Source organism: Herbidospora cretacea, assembly GCF_001570605.1.
Classification (GTDB): domain Bacteria; phylum Actinomycetota; class Actinomycetes; order Streptosporangiales; family Streptosporangiaceae; genus Herbidospora; species Herbidospora cretacea.
On record NZ_BBXG01000002.1, the window covers coordinates 1 to 15307 of the forward strand.

15 protein-coding genes and 1 tRNA gene are annotated in these 15307 nt (G+C 66.2%); 12 read left to right on the forward strand and 4 right to left on the reverse strand.

Features of this window, described 5'->3' with window-relative positions:
• Positions 1–372: hypothetical protein (locus AW270_RS40420; protein WP_218009069.1), on the forward strand; the 372-nt coding region annotated here is incomplete at its 5' end.
• Positions 373–548: 176 nt separating this feature from the next.
• On the opposite strand, the gene AW270_RS02435 is transcribed toward AW270_RS40420, so the two are convergent.
• Positions 549–782, reverse strand: coding sequence for a GntR family transcriptional regulator (locus tag AW270_RS02435; protein WP_061291376.1), 234 nt, complete (start codon positions 780–782; stop codon positions 549–551).
• Positions 783–879: 97 nt separating this feature from the next.
• Here AW270_RS02435 and AW270_RS02440 point away from each other — a divergent pair, with 97 nt between their 5' ends.
• Positions 880–1095: a hypothetical protein gene (locus tag AW270_RS02440; RefSeq protein ID WP_061290195.1), complete on the forward strand. Its 216-nt coding sequence runs from the start codon at positions 880–882 to the stop codon at positions 1093–1095.
• A 508-nt stretch (positions 1096–1603) separates the two neighbouring features.
• Positions 1604–2821 (forward strand): helix-turn-helix domain-containing protein, encoded by a 1218-nt coding sequence (locus AW270_RS02450; RefSeq protein ID WP_061290199.1) that lies wholly within the window; start codon positions 1604–1606, stop codon positions 2819–2821.
• Positions 2822–2935: 114 nt separating this feature from the next.
• On the opposite strand, the gene AW270_RS02455 is transcribed toward AW270_RS02450, so the two are convergent.
• Positions 2936–3322 (reverse strand): GntR family transcriptional regulator, encoded by a 387-nt coding sequence (locus AW270_RS02455; RefSeq protein ID WP_061290201.1) that lies wholly within the window; start codon positions 3320–3322, stop codon positions 2936–2938.
• Positions 3323–3465: 143 nt separating this feature from the next.
• Between AW270_RS02455 and AW270_RS02460 the strand changes: the two genes are divergently transcribed.
• The 7 genes from AW270_RS02460 (at position 3466) to AW270_RS02485 (ending at position 10946) form a co-directional block, all read left to right on the forward strand.
• Positions 3466–3810, forward strand: a complete 345-nt coding sequence (locus tag AW270_RS02460) for an SCO3933 family regulatory protein (protein ID WP_061290203.1) — start codon at positions 3466–3468, stop codon at positions 3808–3810.
• Positions 3803–5134, forward strand: coding sequence for an FtsK/SpoIIIE domain-containing protein (locus AW270_RS02465; RefSeq protein WP_061290205.1), 1332 nt, complete (start codon positions 3803–3805; stop codon positions 5132–5134). Before AW270_RS02460 ends, AW270_RS02465 begins: the two co-directional genes overlap by 8 nt.
• Positions 5135–5136: 2 nt before the next feature.
• On the forward strand, positions 5137–5298 hold the full coding sequence (locus AW270_RS38365) for a hypothetical protein (protein ID WP_157521631.1): 162 nt from the start codon (positions 5137–5139) through the stop codon (positions 5296–5298).
• 98 nt (positions 5299–5396) lie between these two features.
• Positions 5397–6758, forward strand: a complete 1362-nt coding sequence (locus AW270_RS02470; protein ID WP_061290207.1) for a replication initiator — start codon at positions 5397–5399, stop codon at positions 6756–6758.
• On the forward strand, positions 6755–6946 hold the full coding sequence (locus tag AW270_RS02475; protein WP_061290209.1) for a helix-turn-helix transcriptional regulator: 192 nt from the start codon (positions 6755–6757) through the stop codon (positions 6944–6946). The genes AW270_RS02470 and AW270_RS02475 overlap by 4 nt, the downstream gene beginning before the upstream one ends.
• Positions 6943–8313, forward strand: coding sequence for a tyrosine-type recombinase/integrase (locus AW270_RS02480; protein ID WP_061290211.1), 1371 nt, complete (start codon positions 6943–6945; stop codon positions 8311–8313). Before AW270_RS02475 ends, AW270_RS02480 begins: the two co-directional genes overlap by 4 nt.
• 434 nt (positions 8314–8747) lie before the next feature.
• Positions 8748–10946 (forward strand): hypothetical protein, encoded by a 2199-nt coding sequence (locus AW270_RS02485; RefSeq protein WP_157521632.1) that lies wholly within the window; start codon positions 8748–8750, stop codon positions 10944–10946.
• A gap of 461 nt (positions 10947–11407) precedes the next feature.
• Here AW270_RS02485 and AW270_RS02490 read toward each other — a convergent pair.
• Positions 11408–11496 (reverse strand) — tRNA-Ser (locus AW270_RS02490).
• A gap of 78 nt (positions 11497–11574) precedes the next feature.
• Positions 11575–13674, reverse strand: a complete 2100-nt coding sequence (locus AW270_RS37395) for a nucleotide-binding protein (protein ID WP_245674546.1) — start codon at positions 13672–13674, stop codon at positions 11575–11577.
• Between the two features lie 115 nt (positions 13675–13789).
• On the opposite strand from AW270_RS37395, the gene AW270_RS02500 reads away from it, so the two are divergent.
• Both AW270_RS02500 and AW270_RS02505 read left to right on the forward strand, forming a co-directional pair.
• Positions 13790–14749: an NAD(P)H-quinone oxidoreductase gene (locus AW270_RS02500; RefSeq protein ID WP_061290215.1), complete on the forward strand. Its 960-nt coding sequence runs from the start codon at positions 13790–13792 to the stop codon at positions 14747–14749.
• 5 nt (positions 14750–14754) lie between these two features.
• Entirely contained in the window at positions 14755–15264 is a 510-nt protein-coding gene (locus tag AW270_RS02505) for a bacterial proteasome activator family protein (RefSeq protein ID WP_061290217.1), read from the forward strand.
• Positions 15265–15307 lie beyond the last annotated feature (43 nt).

Here is a 15307-nt window from a genome sequence, read left to right on the forward strand (position 1 = left end):
CTCGCCGGCTCACTGAGCAACCAGTCCAACCGCCTGTCGGGGCTGGGGCGGAGGGAAGAGGCACTGACCGCAATCGAAGAAGCCACCAACATCTACCGGACTCTAGCCGATGCGTACCCGGCTGTGTTCCTTTCCGATCTGGCCAGATGCCGCATTCTCAACGCATGGATATCGTTAGAGGACGGCGATACAGGGTCGGCAACTTCGGCAGCCTTAGAAGGGCTAGGCATAGCTGTAGACCGCCAACTTCAGGACTTGACCTCTACCGCAGCGCATTTTCTCCGACAGGCCTATCAACAGGACTCGCAGACCGTTACGCACAGCTGGCGGGCACTCACAAGAACAGAGCCGCCAGGCTGGTTGAGAGAGTGACATTCACACGGAAGTCCGCATAGGCATAGCGCAGGGCGGCGCGGGCCGCGACCGGCCGAAGAGCCGCAGCGCGGCCGCGACCGCCCAGCGCGCGGCACGCCGGAGGCGGGCCGCTTTAAAGACGTAAGGAAAGTCCTCATCGAGCGGACCAAGTGTTCTTGATCAGCTCGACTCGTTCATGGCTCAGGCGGGCTGACGATCGATCCCTTGCCTGGCTTGGTTGTGATCAGTCGGCGTTCCCGGAGAGCCTCCATGGCCTTCCGCACAGTGACCCGAGCAACGTCGAACTCCTCCTGAAGCTTGACTTCGGAGATGAGCGTCAGCGGCGGATACGTCCCGTCCTCGATCCGCCCAGCAACGACGTTCGCTATCTGCTCCCACTTGTAGAGCCTGGGGTCCCACTCGATCACGTGACGACTGTAGGTATGCCCCCACCTGCGAACATAGAACAGCATGTCCTAGGTACGGCATAGACAGGATAGGACAGGTTGACCTAGGCTCGTCTTCATGGCGACGCGATCGGACATCGACTCTCTCCGGACCGCCTTCCCTAACTGGGTGCTGTTCCGCAGCGACGAAGGCGTCTTCTACGCCACACGGCGAGGCGTAAGCCTGGACTGGTGGCAACTCGCCGAGGGTCTGATGCAAACCGTCGCGGCGGACACAGCCGACGATCTGGCCCGGACCATCAAGACCCAAGAGAGCCCGGACGGCGCCCAGTGACGAGCCTCAAGGCGTTGGACGCCGCAACTCACGGTCCGCATGTATCGCCACCGCATCCCGAATCCGCACGTCTGCGCTGGCTGAAGCCCACCAGCCGCGCCGACCGCGTGCGCGTTCGCCGGCACACCTGCGAGTGCCAGCCCACTCTCTATGAGCTGTGTCAGTCGGGCGGCCTGATGTTCATCCGCCGCACTCGAAGAGTCAACCACCCTTCGACGATGGAGACGGACTGGCTTCCCACCCGAGACGCCGAGCAGCTCTGGACCAGGATCCTCACCGGCGAAGTCCGATAAGGACACGAATCTATTCGCGATATTGGAGGTGATAAAACCAATATGTCCAGTCGGTGATTCTCCTCATCGACAAATACAGCACTGATTCCTAGCGCGCATTCCCGCAGGCCAGAGAAGGCCGTGCGGGCTTACGTGCTGCCCACTGGCAGTTTTTCTGCCAGTGCCCGCAACGCCCCGACCTATCGTCGAGTCACGACGACAAAGGAGGGGTGGGCATGACGGCAACCGAACACATGACCACGGGCCAGCGAATCGCACGCGCCCGTCATCGCAACGGCTGGGATCAAGCCACGCTGGCCGAGAAGATCGGCCGCTCTGTCTCCTGGCTCTCGAAGGTGGAGAACGGACGGCTCCCCCTCGACCGTATGAGCGTCGTCGGCCAGGTCGCCGAGGCGTTGAACGTCGAGATCGCCGAACTGACCGGCCAGCCCTACCGGCACGACACCGCAGAACTCGACTCCGGTCATTCCGCGATCCCGGGTCTCCGCCTGGCCCTTCAGCACGCGAGCATGCCGGGTGGTGCAGCCTTGCTCGGCAGTCGCGAACCACGCGACCTTGCCGAACTGGAGGCCAACGTCAAATTGGCCGAACGGCTCCGTCAGGACGCCCGGTTCAGCGCCCTCGGCGAAGTGCTCCCCGGCATCATCACCGATCTCCTGATCTCAACGAACGACGAGAGGAACCGCGACAGGGCCGAAGGGCTCATGCTGCGTGCCTGCCACATGGCGCGAGTCTCGTCCAACCTGCTCGGACACCACGACCTCGGGTGGACCGCCGTCCAACGCGAACTGGTCGCCGCCCAACGGGTGGGCTCCCCCGAACTGGTCGCCGCCGCAGCTTGGGACCTGTGCGGCGTCTGGCTCCACGAAGCCTCCGTGGACGCCGCGAAGAACGCGGCCTTGGCCGCACTCGATCAGATCGAACCTCACGTCGGCACAGGGGGCGAGACCATCAAGGCGCTATGGGGCGCCCTCCACCTGCGGGCGGCCGTCGCGCATTCTCGCCTCTGGCGAGAGGTCGAAGCGGAAAGTCACCTCGCCGAAGCCCGCCGAGTGGCCGTCGACCTGCCGGGGTCCGGCAACGTCTTCCAGACACAGTTCAACCAGGTCAACACCACGATTCACGCTGTGGAAGTCAGTATGGAGCTCGGTCGTCCACGCGAGGTCATCTCGCGCGCCGAAGACGTCGCCGTCGCAGAGATCGCCTCGTCAGAACGCCAGGCCCACTACTGGACCTGCGCGGCGGCCGGCTACCTCATGAACCGCAAAGAAAGTGATGCACTAGATGCGTTGCTGCGCGCGGATCGCATCGCGCCACAGCACGTCCGCAACCGCCCACTGGTCCGCAACCTCGTGCGTGACCTCCGTGACAGCGGTAAGCACCGTCGCGAACGCGAGGTGTCCCACCTCGCCTCGGTGATGCGGCTTGCCTGATCGCCTACATGGGGTGATACGTGGCTCTCAACGACATCGAGCGGCAGATCTTGTTGCAGGAACTCGCGGAGATCTCGGCGGACCTGTCCGACCTCCAACGGCGCACTGTGGCGATCACTGCTCGGGTTGATCGGTCCGAGTCCGGGCGTCCAGCTCGTCCAGCCTGAGACTCAGTTTGTGCATGTGTTCGCGGATCTCGCGGAGTTGCTCGGAGATGATCGCGAACTCCTCGCTCTGCTGCGCGGCGGGGGCCTGCCGCGCGCCGGTCGCCTCGGGACGCTCGATCACGAAGCTTCCCGTGCCCTGGCGCGTCTCGATCAGTCCTTCATCGCGCAGCACAGCCAGGGCGTTGCCGATGGTCATCATGGCAACGCCGTACTGTTCCGCCAGCTCACGCGCCACGGGGAGTTGCTCCCCTACGGTGTATCGCCCGTGCGCGATCTCACTGCGGATGCTGTCGGCGATCCGCAGATAGGGCCGCCGTCGATCCGTACCTGCCATGGCACCACCGTACAGGTTCTAGACATCTAGGTCTCTGGGCAACTTCTGTCGAGCTTCTTAGGGCAACATCGCTATATCGGTTTACAGATCTAGTTACCTAGGTATCTTTATATGCAGTACACCAACTCTTCAAGGAGTCTCCAGTGCGCAACATCCCCATCCCCGTCGACACGAGCAGGCTCGCCATCACCTGTGTGAAGGCCCCGCAACCGCGCATCCGCGACCGACAGACAGGAGAGATCAAGGTCGACAAGAACGGCCAGACGGTCTACGAGATCACGACCTCGACCGAAGACGCCTTCGGCAGGATCGAGCTGGTCAAAATCGCCGTCGCCGGCGAACCGCCCGTCGGCGTCGGTCAGCGAATCTTCCCCGTCAACCTGGTCGGCTACGTCTGGGAGATCGCCGGACGTTGGGGCATCTCCTACCGCGCCGATTCGATCATCTCGGCGGAGACCGCACAGGTGGGGGCGAAGTCCCGTGACTGACCACCTGGACTGGCTCGCACTGGTGGCCGCTTCGGTGTCCTGGCTGGTGGCCTGGCGGCTCTTTCACCCGCGTTCGTTCTGGTACGCCCTGGGCTACCCCCTGACCGCCCTCCGCGTCCGTGCGACGTGGCGCAAAGTCGCCCTTGGTTGCGGGCTGACCAAGAAGCGTCAGCGCTTCTGGTTCACCACCGTCCCCGGGCTGATCGCCTCGACCGGCGTCGTACAGGTCAAGCGACGCTGGCAACGCATCTCCGTCGACACCAAGCCGTGGATGTGGCTACCACTGCCCACCCGGCACGGCTGGCGCGTCACCCTGCACCTGCTCGAAGGCCAGATACCCGCCGACTACTCCGAGGCGGCCGAACGCCTGGCGCACTCCTGGGGGGCGCACGCCGTCCGCGTCTCTTCCGACAAGCCCGGCCGCCTGCGCCTGCACGTCACCATGCGCGACCCGTTGGTCAAGCTCAACAACCTCCCGGCGTCTCCGGACCTCCTGAAGATCACGGTAGGCGCCCTGGAGACGGGCCGTCCCTGGGTGATCGACTTTCGGACTGTCCCGCACTGGCTCAACGCGGGCGCCACCCAATCCGGCAAGTCCAACCTGGCCAACGCTCTCATCGTCGGACTGGCCCCCCAGCCCGTCGCCTTGGTCGGCTTCGACCTCAAAGGCGGAGTGGAGTTCACCCCGTACAAATCCCGCTTATCCGCCCTGGCCACCAGTCGCCCCGAGTGCACCGGCCTCCTGGATGACCTGCTCGGCATCATGACCGACCGGATGGACCTGTGCCGCATGGCCGGCGCCCGCAACATCTGGCAACTCCCGCCCTACATGCGACCGACCCCCATCGTCGTCCTGGTCGACGAGCTCGCCGAGCTCTACCTGATGGCCGACAAGAGCGAGAAAGACGACATCGCCAAGACCTCCACCGCGCTCCTGCGCGTGGCCCAGCTCGGCCGTGCCTTCGGCATCTACCTGTTCTGCTGCGGCCAGCGCATCGGCTCCGACCTCGGACCCGGCGTCACAGCACTCCGCGCTCAGTGCTCGGGCCGCGTCTGTCACCGCGTCAACGACCCCGAGACCGCGACCATGACCCTCGGCGACCTCGACCCGGCCGCCCTGGACTCCGCCCGCGCCATCCCGGCCGAAACCCCCGGCGTCGCCATCGTCGCCAGCCAGGACGGCCAGTGGTACCGCGCCCGCTCCCACTACGTCAGCGAAGCCACGGCCGAACACTCCGCCCAGACCTTCGCCCACCTGACTCCCGCGTGGGAGGACCTCATCAACCCCAACCCGGTCGCCGACCCGGCGCCCAAAGGAGCCTGACCTTGCGCATTCGCCTCGAAGGCAGCCACGCCGAGATCACGTACGTGGTCATCCGGCTCCGCCAGATCTTCACCGTCATGTCGGTCACCCGGCCCAGGCCGAACCGCAAGCGGCGCGGCCACTACCGGTCTGACCTGACCCTCATCCCGCGCAAGGTCCGCTGACCGGCGCGACGCCCCCCGCCTGGCCACACAACCGCCAAGTTCCGCGCCAGGCCGGGGGCCATCCCACACAGATCACCTCTGCTAAGGACGGTCCCATCTTGCCCCACCCCATCGCTTCGCACGCGGTCGCCGGGATCATCGCCCGGCTCGACGACCCTCGATACGCCCGCTGGGCCGCGCAGATCAGGCGCACCGGCGGATGCCGTCAGCCCATCCACCTCCGGGGCTCCGTCGACCACATCGACGCCGGCACCGGCGAACTCCTCCACCGCTACAGCACCCGCAGCGAACCCGGCGGCGTCCTGCGCGTGGCGTGCAAGACTCGCCGCGCCTCCCGCTGTCCGGCCTGCGCCGAGACCTACCGCGCCGACACGTACCAACTGATTCGCGCGGGCCTGGTCGGCGGCAAGGGCGTTCCGAACTCGGTCAGCGCGCATCCGTCCCTGTTCGTAACCCTGACCGCGCCGTCCTTCGGGGCCGTGCACGTGCGCCGAGAGGCCAACGGACGAGTCCACCCGTGCCGCGCTCGCCGGAAGGCTGCACCCTGTCCGCACGACCGGCTTCTGTCCTGCACCGTCCGCCATGCTCCCGACGATCACCGCCTGGGCGAACCGCTGTGCCCCTCGTGTTACGACTACACCGGGTCGGTCCTGTTCAACGCCACCGCCCCTGAGCTGTGGCGACGCTTCACCGAAGCCCTTCGCCGGCGACTCGCCAAAACGGGCGGCCTGCCCCTGCGTGAACTTCGTGAGCACCTCATGCTCTCCTTCGCCAAGGTCGCCGAGTACCAGAAACGCGGCGTGGTCCACGTGCACGCCGTCATCCGCCTCGACGGTCCGACCGGTCCCGACTCGCCGCCTCCCGACTGGGCAACCGCCGGCACCCTGGCCGACGCGATCCGGCACGCCTCGAACGCCGTCACGGTCACCGTTCCCATCCCCGGCCAGCCTGGCCGAATCCTCACCTGGGGCGATCCGAGCAAGGGTCTGGACATCCGCCCCATCGCCACATCCGACGACCTGACAGAACGGGCCGTCGCCGCGTACATCGCCAAGTACGCCACCAAGGCCGCCGAATGCGTCGGCACGCTCGACCGCCGAGTCGGTGCACTCGACGACCTGGCCGCCCTGCCCATCCGCGACCACGCCCGGGAGCTCATCGCCGAGTGCCTGCGATTGGGCGCCCTGGATGAACTCGCCGACCTCAACCTGATCCGCTGGGCGCACATGCTCGGATTCCGCGGCCACTTCTCCACCAAATCCCGCCGCTACTCCGTCACCATGGGCGCCCTCCGAGCAGCCCGCGAGGAACACCAACGCGGCGAAGAGATCGGTACGGGTCGCATCCCGCTGTTCGACGAAGACACCGCCCTGGTCATCGCTCGCTGGGAGTACGCCGGAAAGGGCCTGTCCCTCGGCGAAGCGGTCTTGGCCCGCGCGATCGTCGGGGGTGCCGTATGAGGCGGAACGACGAACTCCTGACCGTGCGGCAGATCCTCGACGAGCTCGGCGGCGTCTCCCGCCGCACCTTCTACCGGTGGCGCGAACTCGGACATGCGCCGCGCGGCCTGAAGCTGCCCAATGGCGAGATCCGCGTGTACCGCAGCGAACTCGCCGCCTGGCTGGACACCCTGCGGGAGGTGTCGTGAACCCCTCGTACGACGTCAAGCTGTGGGAGATCAAGCGCAACCAGTCGAGCAAGACGCCGTCCTACGTCGTGAGGTGGGCGGTCGGCCGCAAAGAGAGGTCACGGACCTTCCGGACGAAGGCCCTGGCCGACAGCTTCCTGTCCGATCTCCGTCAGGCGGCCAAGCGTGGCGAGGCGTTCGACGTCGACACCGGGTTGCCCGTGTCCATGGTCCAGGCCAAGAAGGCGACGAGCTTCTACGTCTTCGCGCTGGGATACGTGGACATGAAGTGGCCTCACGCGGCGGCCAAGACTCGCGACAGCATGACCGACGCCCTGAGCACGGTCATCCCGGCTCTCGTCAATGAGGACGCGACCGGCAAGCCCGAACCGTCCGTGATGCGTCGGGCGCTCCGGCAGTATGCGCTCTCGCCGGCAACCCGCGACATGCCCCAACCGCAAGAGATCAAGGAAGCGCTCACCTGGCTTGAGAAGAACTCCCTGCCAGTCGAGGACCTGGCCAAGCCACGCCTTGTCCGCCTGGGCTTGGACGCCCTGACCGTCCGCCTCGACGGCACCGCCGCCGCGCCCACTACGATCGCCCGAAAGCGTTCGGTCTTCTACAACACCCTTCAGTACGCCGTCGATCTGGAAGAGCTTCCGTCCAATCCGATCGACAAGGTCAAGGCGTGGAAGCCCCCGAAAGTCCGTGAGGTCGTCGACCGCCGAGTCGTAGTGAACGCGGGCCAAGCTCGCGATCTGCTGAACGCGGTCACATACGTCGGCCTCGTCAAGCGTGGGCGCCACCTGAAGGGGTTCTTTGCCTGCCTTTACTACGCGGGCCTACGCCCGGCCGAAGCCCTCGCGCTTCGTGTGGGTGACTGCCGCCTGCCCGAATCCGGTTGGGGCCTTCTCCTCGTCGCCAAGTCCAAGCCCCAGTCCAACAAGCGCTGGACCGACAGCGGCGAAGGCCACGACGATCGAGGACTCAAGCACCGTGCAGCCGACGAGGGCCGGCCGGTGCCCATCCCTCCTCAACTCGTCACCATCCTCCGGGACCACATCGAAGAGTTCGGCGTCCACGACGACGGTCGCCTGTTCCGGACGTCGCGCGGCGGGATCATCTCGATCGGCACGTACTGCGAGACCTGGCGGGCCGCTCGCGCCCTGGCCCTCACGCCCGAACAGGTCGTTTCCCCCATGGCCGCCCGACCCTACGATCTCCGGCACGCCGCCGTCAGTCTGTGGCTCAACGCCGGAGTAGCTCCACCTGATGTCGCCGACCGCGCCGGGCATAGCGTCGACGTCCTCTTGAAGGTCTACGCCAAGTGCATCGACGGCGGCGCCGAAGTAGCCAATCGTCGTATCGGCTCAGCTCTGGACGAGTGATCAGTACGCCAACAAGGCCCCGTTGACCCAGTCTGGTCGCGGGGCCTTCGTCATATCCGGCTCTTCAACAAAGCCCAATCGTGTCAACTCCTGATTGACGCAGTTCCGGCGGATCTGAAATTGGCCTAAGTCCGGCCCACACGGCGATTCCGTGATGTACGGTACGTGAAATCGTGCCCTTGGCGGGGGCGATGCACCATCCCGGAGATCGCTTCGGGGGCTTCCAAAGGAAGCCATCTAGTACGCGCATGGCCGGTGACCTGAACCGCGCCGCACGCTGTGACCAGGTGTTGGGCATTTCGGATCCGTCAAGCGACGCAGCGCGGACCTTCGTGATCCCCGCGTCCCCGGATGGCGAATGGCGGGCCATCTACAGGGGCAGGGCCCCGGCGACTGCCGGATGGCGCTCAGGATCACAGAGAGAGCAGACGGACATGTCTGTTGATCCCCAATTCCAGGCACCTCACCTCGGCGTGGACCACCACCCCGACCAGCCGAATACTCACTCCAACGAGCGGTGGGACCCCATCACGCTGAAGGTCGGCGATGACACGCTGACTGTCAGCAACTTCAGCCACCAGCTCCCCACTCCGTCAGAAGTCCGTGATCGCACCAGGCTGGTGCGTGTCGGCCAGAGCAATCCCTATTGCGCGCTGCCGGAGGATGGCTGGCACGCACTAGCGCGGGCGATAGTGCATCCGCCCGCGCTCACGGCGCAACTTGTGTACCAGTCGGGCGCTGGGGGCTCATCGCTTATCGAAGAGCATGTCGGCGGAGCGACATTGCGCTCGGGTAACGGCCGTGTCTGGCTGACCGAGATCTTCCCATTGGTACAGCCGCGCGTCGGACAAGATCCCCACGCCGAGTCGGACCCCGAGATTGAGGGCGAGTTGACCGGCGATGTCGCACAGGCGATGCTGGTGTACCGGTTTCGCGACCAAAGTCACCTACGTAATTATTTACGCCAGACGATCATCGCAACCCGGAACTCCAACAAGCAGTACGACGAGTCCATCCTCAGCCGCCGCATCACCCGTGCGGTCGTCGCGCACATAGCCCGCATCGAATTCTCCGACGGGTCCGAACCCCTCTACGTCTTAGTCGTCCGCGACGGGATCACACGCGTCGTCAGCGCTTGGGGTGCGTTGTGCGGAGACCAGGCAACTCCCGAAGAGATCGCCGATCGGGCCATCGAAGTCGTGCTTGCTGAGAAACCCGCGCGCCGTGGCGTAGACAAGCCCCTGACCCAGCGCATGGCGCTCGGCCGGCAAGGTGAACTCGACAAGTTGCGCGCCTCTTTCATCGCCGGACTGAGCGGCACCACCCCCGCCGAGGAAGCGATCAGGATAGGGCAGGCGATTGTCGTACCAGCACAGATCGCCGTCGGACTTCAGGTACACCCCGGTTCTGGGCTTCCCCCTGGCGAAGTCTTCGATGACGCCATCCGCAGCATCCTGTCGTCGATCCACGTTGAGTTCGGCATGTGGGATTCGGCCGCGCAGAACGCCGAGATCGGCTCCCGTGCGCTTAAGCGGACCATGCTCGATGGCGTCAACGACATCACCGGCATCGAGATTGCCGACGTTTACCGGTTGGCTATCGGTCAGTACCACCCTCAGCAAACGCCCGACGTCTTCGGCGACCGCAGCATCCCCGGCACGCCTCTTTGGCGCGCAGTATTCCTAGTCCACTACCTGACCCGCCCGTCTGTATTCGGGGTCATGAAAAAGCATGTGAAGGCGATCACGGGTAAACAACGGCTGCGTACCAACACCTATGCAGAGATTCTCGGCCCCATCACCGACCGGCCGTGGCGTCTGGCCAAAAAGCAGACCTTGCGGCAGGCCCGCAACGCATGGGGTAACGGTGGCGTACTGACCAAGGAGGTCGCCGAATCGGACTGGCAGCCGACGCCCTGCGCTGACTTCACTTCGCTGGTCAAACCGGCTACCTCCGGGAACCTCGATGCCAGGCTCACTTTGGCTGTCGCCGGTGGTATCGCATTGATCACTGACAAGCTGCTGACCCGCAACGTCGGCTCGGCAGTCGGTCGCACGGTCCCATTCCGTTCCGATGTCGACGACGTCATCGCCATGCTATCCAGGGTAGAAAATCCCGCTGGCCTGCTCCTACTTGCCCACGCCGCCAACCGGTTCGATGCCGATCGGGTGGCGGTGAACTCCTTCACCGACAAGCAGTTGATCAAAGAGGGCGGCGAGGACGACCGCTACACCATGGTCGCTGTCGATCTTGAAGCCAACGACGGCATCGCCCGCGATGGAGCCGGAGTACCCCGCCGCCTCGACGAATACACCGTTGTCAAGGTGTCCGACCCCCAACGCGCGGCCCAGGAAGAGGGAGAGCTTGTCGACGACGATGACGCTGAACTGAAGCCGGTCCTCGATCAGATGGCTACCCAGCGACGCAAACTCCTCGGCACCCTCACCGATGCACAGGAGGCCCTCACCCAGCTCATTCGGCTGAGCCAGACACCAGATGCCGCAGGGGCCCATCCGCTCGGATCCCCGCGCGAATGGGCCAAGGTCTCCAAGCTTGCCGTCAAGGTTCAGTCGACGATCTACTCCAACGATCCCAACCTCGACTCTAACGACGAAGACGACGAAGACATGTAGCCCGGAGTTGGGAAGTAGAGCACGTAGGGCCCACGGAGAATTGTCGGTGGGCCCTACTACTCCTGTTGGCTACGCCAAACCCGAAGATCGCCAATCGTCGTATCGGTTCAGCTCTGGACGAGTGATCAGTAACACCCAACCAGGCCCCGTTGACCCCCTCGGTCGCGTGCCCTTCGTCATGTCCGGCTCGTCCAACACCTTGCTCCGATGGACCTGGGCGAAGCCCTGGGCCGCCGATCGCCCCCAGCCTGAGCGGGACATCAGCCACCGCAAGGCGATCGTAGGGAGATGCGTCTACGGACCTAATGACCTGGGGAAACACCACCAAGATCATCCCGTGAATATCCCGTGATCAACGACATGAAGCCGCCCACGACAGCTCACGGCTGCACACCCGAGAAATGATCACCAGGCCACCCGCCACCCATCAGGCCAGGTCGGACCACGTTTTCCAAGCAAAGCGGAGAGCGTGGGATTCGAACCCACGAGGAACGTCACCGCCCCTAGCGGTTTTCAAGACCGCCGCCATCGTCCACTAGGCGAGCTCTCCAGACCCCCCACAACAGCGGGCGTCAGAACGCAACCCTACTCTCTCCCGCCCCCACCAGAGGACGGGAGAGACACGCCATCAGATGTGATCCGGGATCTCGGAGTACCGCCGCTCCCCAACCCCAGGAGCCCCCGCGAACCCGTCCCCCACAGAAGCGGCCAACTTGAGGAAAGCCGCCCGAGTAGGCTCCTGCAGTCGCTCCAGATCGATCTCCGCCCCTTCCTCGAGGTGCGGGTCGTAAGGCACCCGGACCACAGCCCGGCACCGTGCGGCGAAGTGCGCCTCGAGGCGCTTCAAATCCACCGTCGACTTCGACCGGGGCCGCACGCTGCACAGCACCACGGTCGCCGACTTGACCAGGTCGCCGTAGTGGTGAGCCTCCAGCCAGTCCAGTGTCGCCGACGCCGCGCGGGCTCCGTCCACGGACGGACTGCTCACCAGGACGAGCTGGTCGGCGAGCCCCAGGACGCCCGACATCGCCGAGTGCAGCAGGCCCGTCCCGCAGTCCGTGATGCAGATCGAGTAGAAGTTCTCCAGCACCGCGGAGACCGACTGGTAGTCCTCGGCCGAGAACGCCTCGGACACCGAGGGGTCCCGGTCTGATCCCAGGATCTCCAGCCGCGAGGGCGTCTGTGAGGTGAAGGCGCGGATGTCGACGTACCGCCGGATGTCCGCGCGCTCGTTCAGCAGGTCACGGATGGTCGCCGAGGTCTCCAGCTCCACCTTGTCGGAGAGCGTTCCACGGTCGGGGTTGGCGTCCACCGCGATCACGCGGTCGCCGCGGACCTGCGCGAGCGTCGCGCCGAGGCCCACGGTGGTGGTGGTCTTGCCGACGCCGCCCTTGAGGCTCAGCACGGCCACGCGGTGGTGGCCGGCCGACACGGGGGTGCGTGCGCGGGCCACCAGCTCGGCGCGTTTGCGCACCTCGGGGGCCTCGCCGGGCTTTATCAAACCGGCCGTGGCCTTGAAGACGACGCGTCGCCAACCCGTGGCGGGGCCGTCCTTGCGGCCCTTGAGCAGGGTGGCGGGGTCGAGGCTGTCGGCCGAGGGCTTCGTCGAGCGGGGGACCAGCGCCCGCGACGTGCTCTGGAAGGCCGGTGCGGGCAGGTTGTCGGGCTGCCGCCGCCTCGCCTGGTAGGGCTCGCGCTCGGCGATCTCGCGCGACTCCGAGAGGGGCTGAACCTCTCTCGTGTACGACTCCAGCGCCTCCCGTGCCGAGGACCGGAAGGCCTCTCCGGGCCCTGCGGCTGCTTCGGCGGGGGGCTTGAGGTTCTCCCGAAGCGAGCCTCTTAACGGCTCGTCGGCGTCCCGGATGGGGCGGAACCGGTTGCCGGGATCGGTGTCCTCGGCGGCCGGGGTCTCCTCGGCCTCGGTGCCGGGCCACGAGAACCGCCCGGAGTCCGCGTCCGAGCGGCCGAAGGCGCCCTTGTCCGAGGGCCCGGGGTCAGCGGGCAGGCCGAAGTGTCCCGAGTCGGTGTCGCTCTCGGGACGCGGGAGCCCGAAGGGGCCCGAGTCGCTCTCGGAGGGCCGGGAGACCCGGTCGGTGTCGGTCCGCGAGAAGCCGAAGGCACCCGGGTCGTCGTCGGATCGCGGGAACGTGAAGCCGCCGGAGTCGCCCTCGGAGCGCGCGAACCCGGTCCCGAAGTCGGCGTCCGGACGCCCCAGGTCGGCCACCACCTCCGGCGAGAAGCGCCCTGTCTCGGCGTCGGGGCGCGGGAAGCGGCCGGAGTCGGACGGCTCGTCGTGCACGGGGACGGCCGGTTCCAGCCATCCGCGCACGGGCTCGTCGGGGCTCTCGGCCTCGGCGGGGGTCCGCTCGCCGAACGCCCCCACGTTGTAGGAGTCGGTGTCGATCGGCGAGTCGCCGAAGGCCCCGCGGCCGGTCCCGAACGGCAGCGGGTCGAGTGTCTCCACGCCGCTGTCGGAGGCGGGCGGCTCTTCCACCGCTGAAACGGCCCGGAAGGGCGCCGGCTCGGCCGGGACCGAGCGCCAGGGGTCCTTCGGGTAGGGCGAGGGCACCTCGTCCGTCGTCGGCGGCGCAGGCTGTGGAGCAGCAAGCGACGACGCCGTCACCGCGGACACCGCGATGTCGACCTCGTCGGGCATCTCCTTGATCGCGTCGAGCCAGGCCAGCTGGTCTTCGAGCGAGTGGGGATCCTCACGATCGTGTCGTGCCACCGTGTTTCCCCCTCGGGATGGGCTAAAGGGGCAGCAAACACATTGCAGATTAGCGCCCCGTATACAGGCGAACGCGGCCAACCGTCGAGTTGGCTGCTCGGTTACTTTAGGTCACATGCGTGCGATCGTGATTTCCAACCCCGGCGGACCCGGCGTTCTGGAGTGGCGTGAGGTGCCAGATCCCGTTCCCGCCCGAGGTGAAGTGGTGATTGAGATCACGGCGTCAGCCGTGAATCGGGCCGATCTTCTCCAGCGGCAAGGACTCTACCCGCCTCCGCCCGGTGCGTCTGAAATTCCCGGGATGGAATGTTCTGGGGTGATCAGTGAGGTCGGCGAGGGTGTCGACACTCTCACGGTGGGTGACGAAGTCACGGCTCTTCTGGCCGGTGGCGGATATGCCGAAAAGGTGGCAGTTCCGTGGCAGCAGGTGATGCCCGCCCCCACCTCGCTCGCCGCGTCGGCCGCGCTGCCCGAAGTGGCCTGCACGGTCTGGGCCAACGTCTTCATGGCCGCACGCCTCCGGAAGGGCGAGACCCTGCTCGTCCACGGCGGCGCGAGCGGCATCGGGACGATGGCGATCCAGCTCGCCAAGGCCTTCGGCTCCCGGGTGATCGTCACCGCGGGCTCCGAGGCGAAGGTCGAGAAGTGCCTGGCGCTCGGCGCGGATAGAGGAATCAACTACCGAGAGGAAGATTTCTCCCAGGTGCTCAAGGACGACCGTCCCGACGTGATCCTCGACATCATGGGCGCCAAGTACCTCAAGCCCAACGTGGAGATCCTCGCCCAGAGCGGGCGGCTGACCATCATCGGGATGCAGGGCGGGACCAAGGGCGAGCTCGACATCGCCGTCCTGCTGCGGAAACGGGCGACCGTCATGGCCTCGGCCCTGCGCAGCCGCACCCCCGACGAGAAGGGCGCGATCTGCCGGGGCGTCACCGACAGCGTCTGGCCGCTGGTCAGCGCCGGTGCGATCAACCCGGTCATCCACGCTGAGATACCGATGGAACACGCTGCGGAGGCCCATCGGATGCTCGAAGCCGGCGACCACATCGGCAAGATCCTGCTAGTAGGTTGAGAGGCATGAACGCTGACGAGAGCACTCCACACATCGTGGTTCTTCCGTCCGGGGAAGAGGCGCCGGAAGGCGAAGAGCGGTCGGTCGCCGACCTGGTGGAACAGCCCGCGAAGGTGATGCGGATCGGCAGCATGATCCGCCAGCTGCTCGAAGAGGTCCGCGCGGCCCCTCTCGACGAGGCGAGCCGCAAGCGTCTCATGGAGATCCACCAGAGCTCTATCAAGGAACTCGAAGACGGCCTGGCCCCCGAGTTGGTCGACGAACTGGAGCGCCTGTCGCTCCCCTTCGCCAACAACAACGGCACTCCGCCCAGCGAGGCCGAGCTCCGCGTGGCCCACGCCCAGCTCGTCGGCTGGCTCGAAGGCCTCTTCCACGGCATCCAGACGACCCTGTTCGCCCAGCAGATGGCGGCGCGGGCCCAGCTGGAGCAGATGCGCCGCGCCCTCCCGGGCGGCTTCTCCCAGCAGGGCGGCCAAGACGACCCGGGCCGGGGCGCGTCGGGGCCCTACCTTTAAAACCGTTTCGTGTACGGGCTGGGCGACCCCCAAGTCACCCGGC

Coding starts and splice junctions, on each gene's coding strand:
- AW270_RS02440 (WP_061290195.1), top strand. CDS start 880: ATGGCGACGCGATCGGACATCGACTCTCTCCGGACCGCCTTCCCTAAC.
- AW270_RS02450 (WP_061290199.1), top strand. CDS start 1,604: ATGACGGCAACCGAACACATGACCACGGGCCAGCGAATCGCACGCGCC.
- AW270_RS02455 (WP_061290201.1), bottom strand. CDS start 3,322: ATGGCAGGTACGGATCGACGGCGGCCCTATCTGCGGATCGCCGACAGC.
- AW270_RS02475 (WP_061290209.1), top strand. CDS start 6,755: ATGAGGCGGAACGACGAACTCCTGACCGTGCGGCAGATCCTCGACGAG.
- AW270_RS02485 (WP_157521632.1), top strand. CDS start 8,748: ATGTCTGTTGATCCCCAATTCCAGGCACCTCACCTCGGCGTGGACCAC.
- AW270_RS02500 (WP_061290215.1), top strand. CDS start 13,790: ATGCGTGCGATCGTGATTTCCAACCCCGGCGGACCCGGCGTTCTGGAG.
- AW270_RS02505 (WP_061290217.1), top strand. CDS start 14,755: ATGAACGCTGACGAGAGCACTCCACACATCGTGGTTCTTCCGTCCGGG.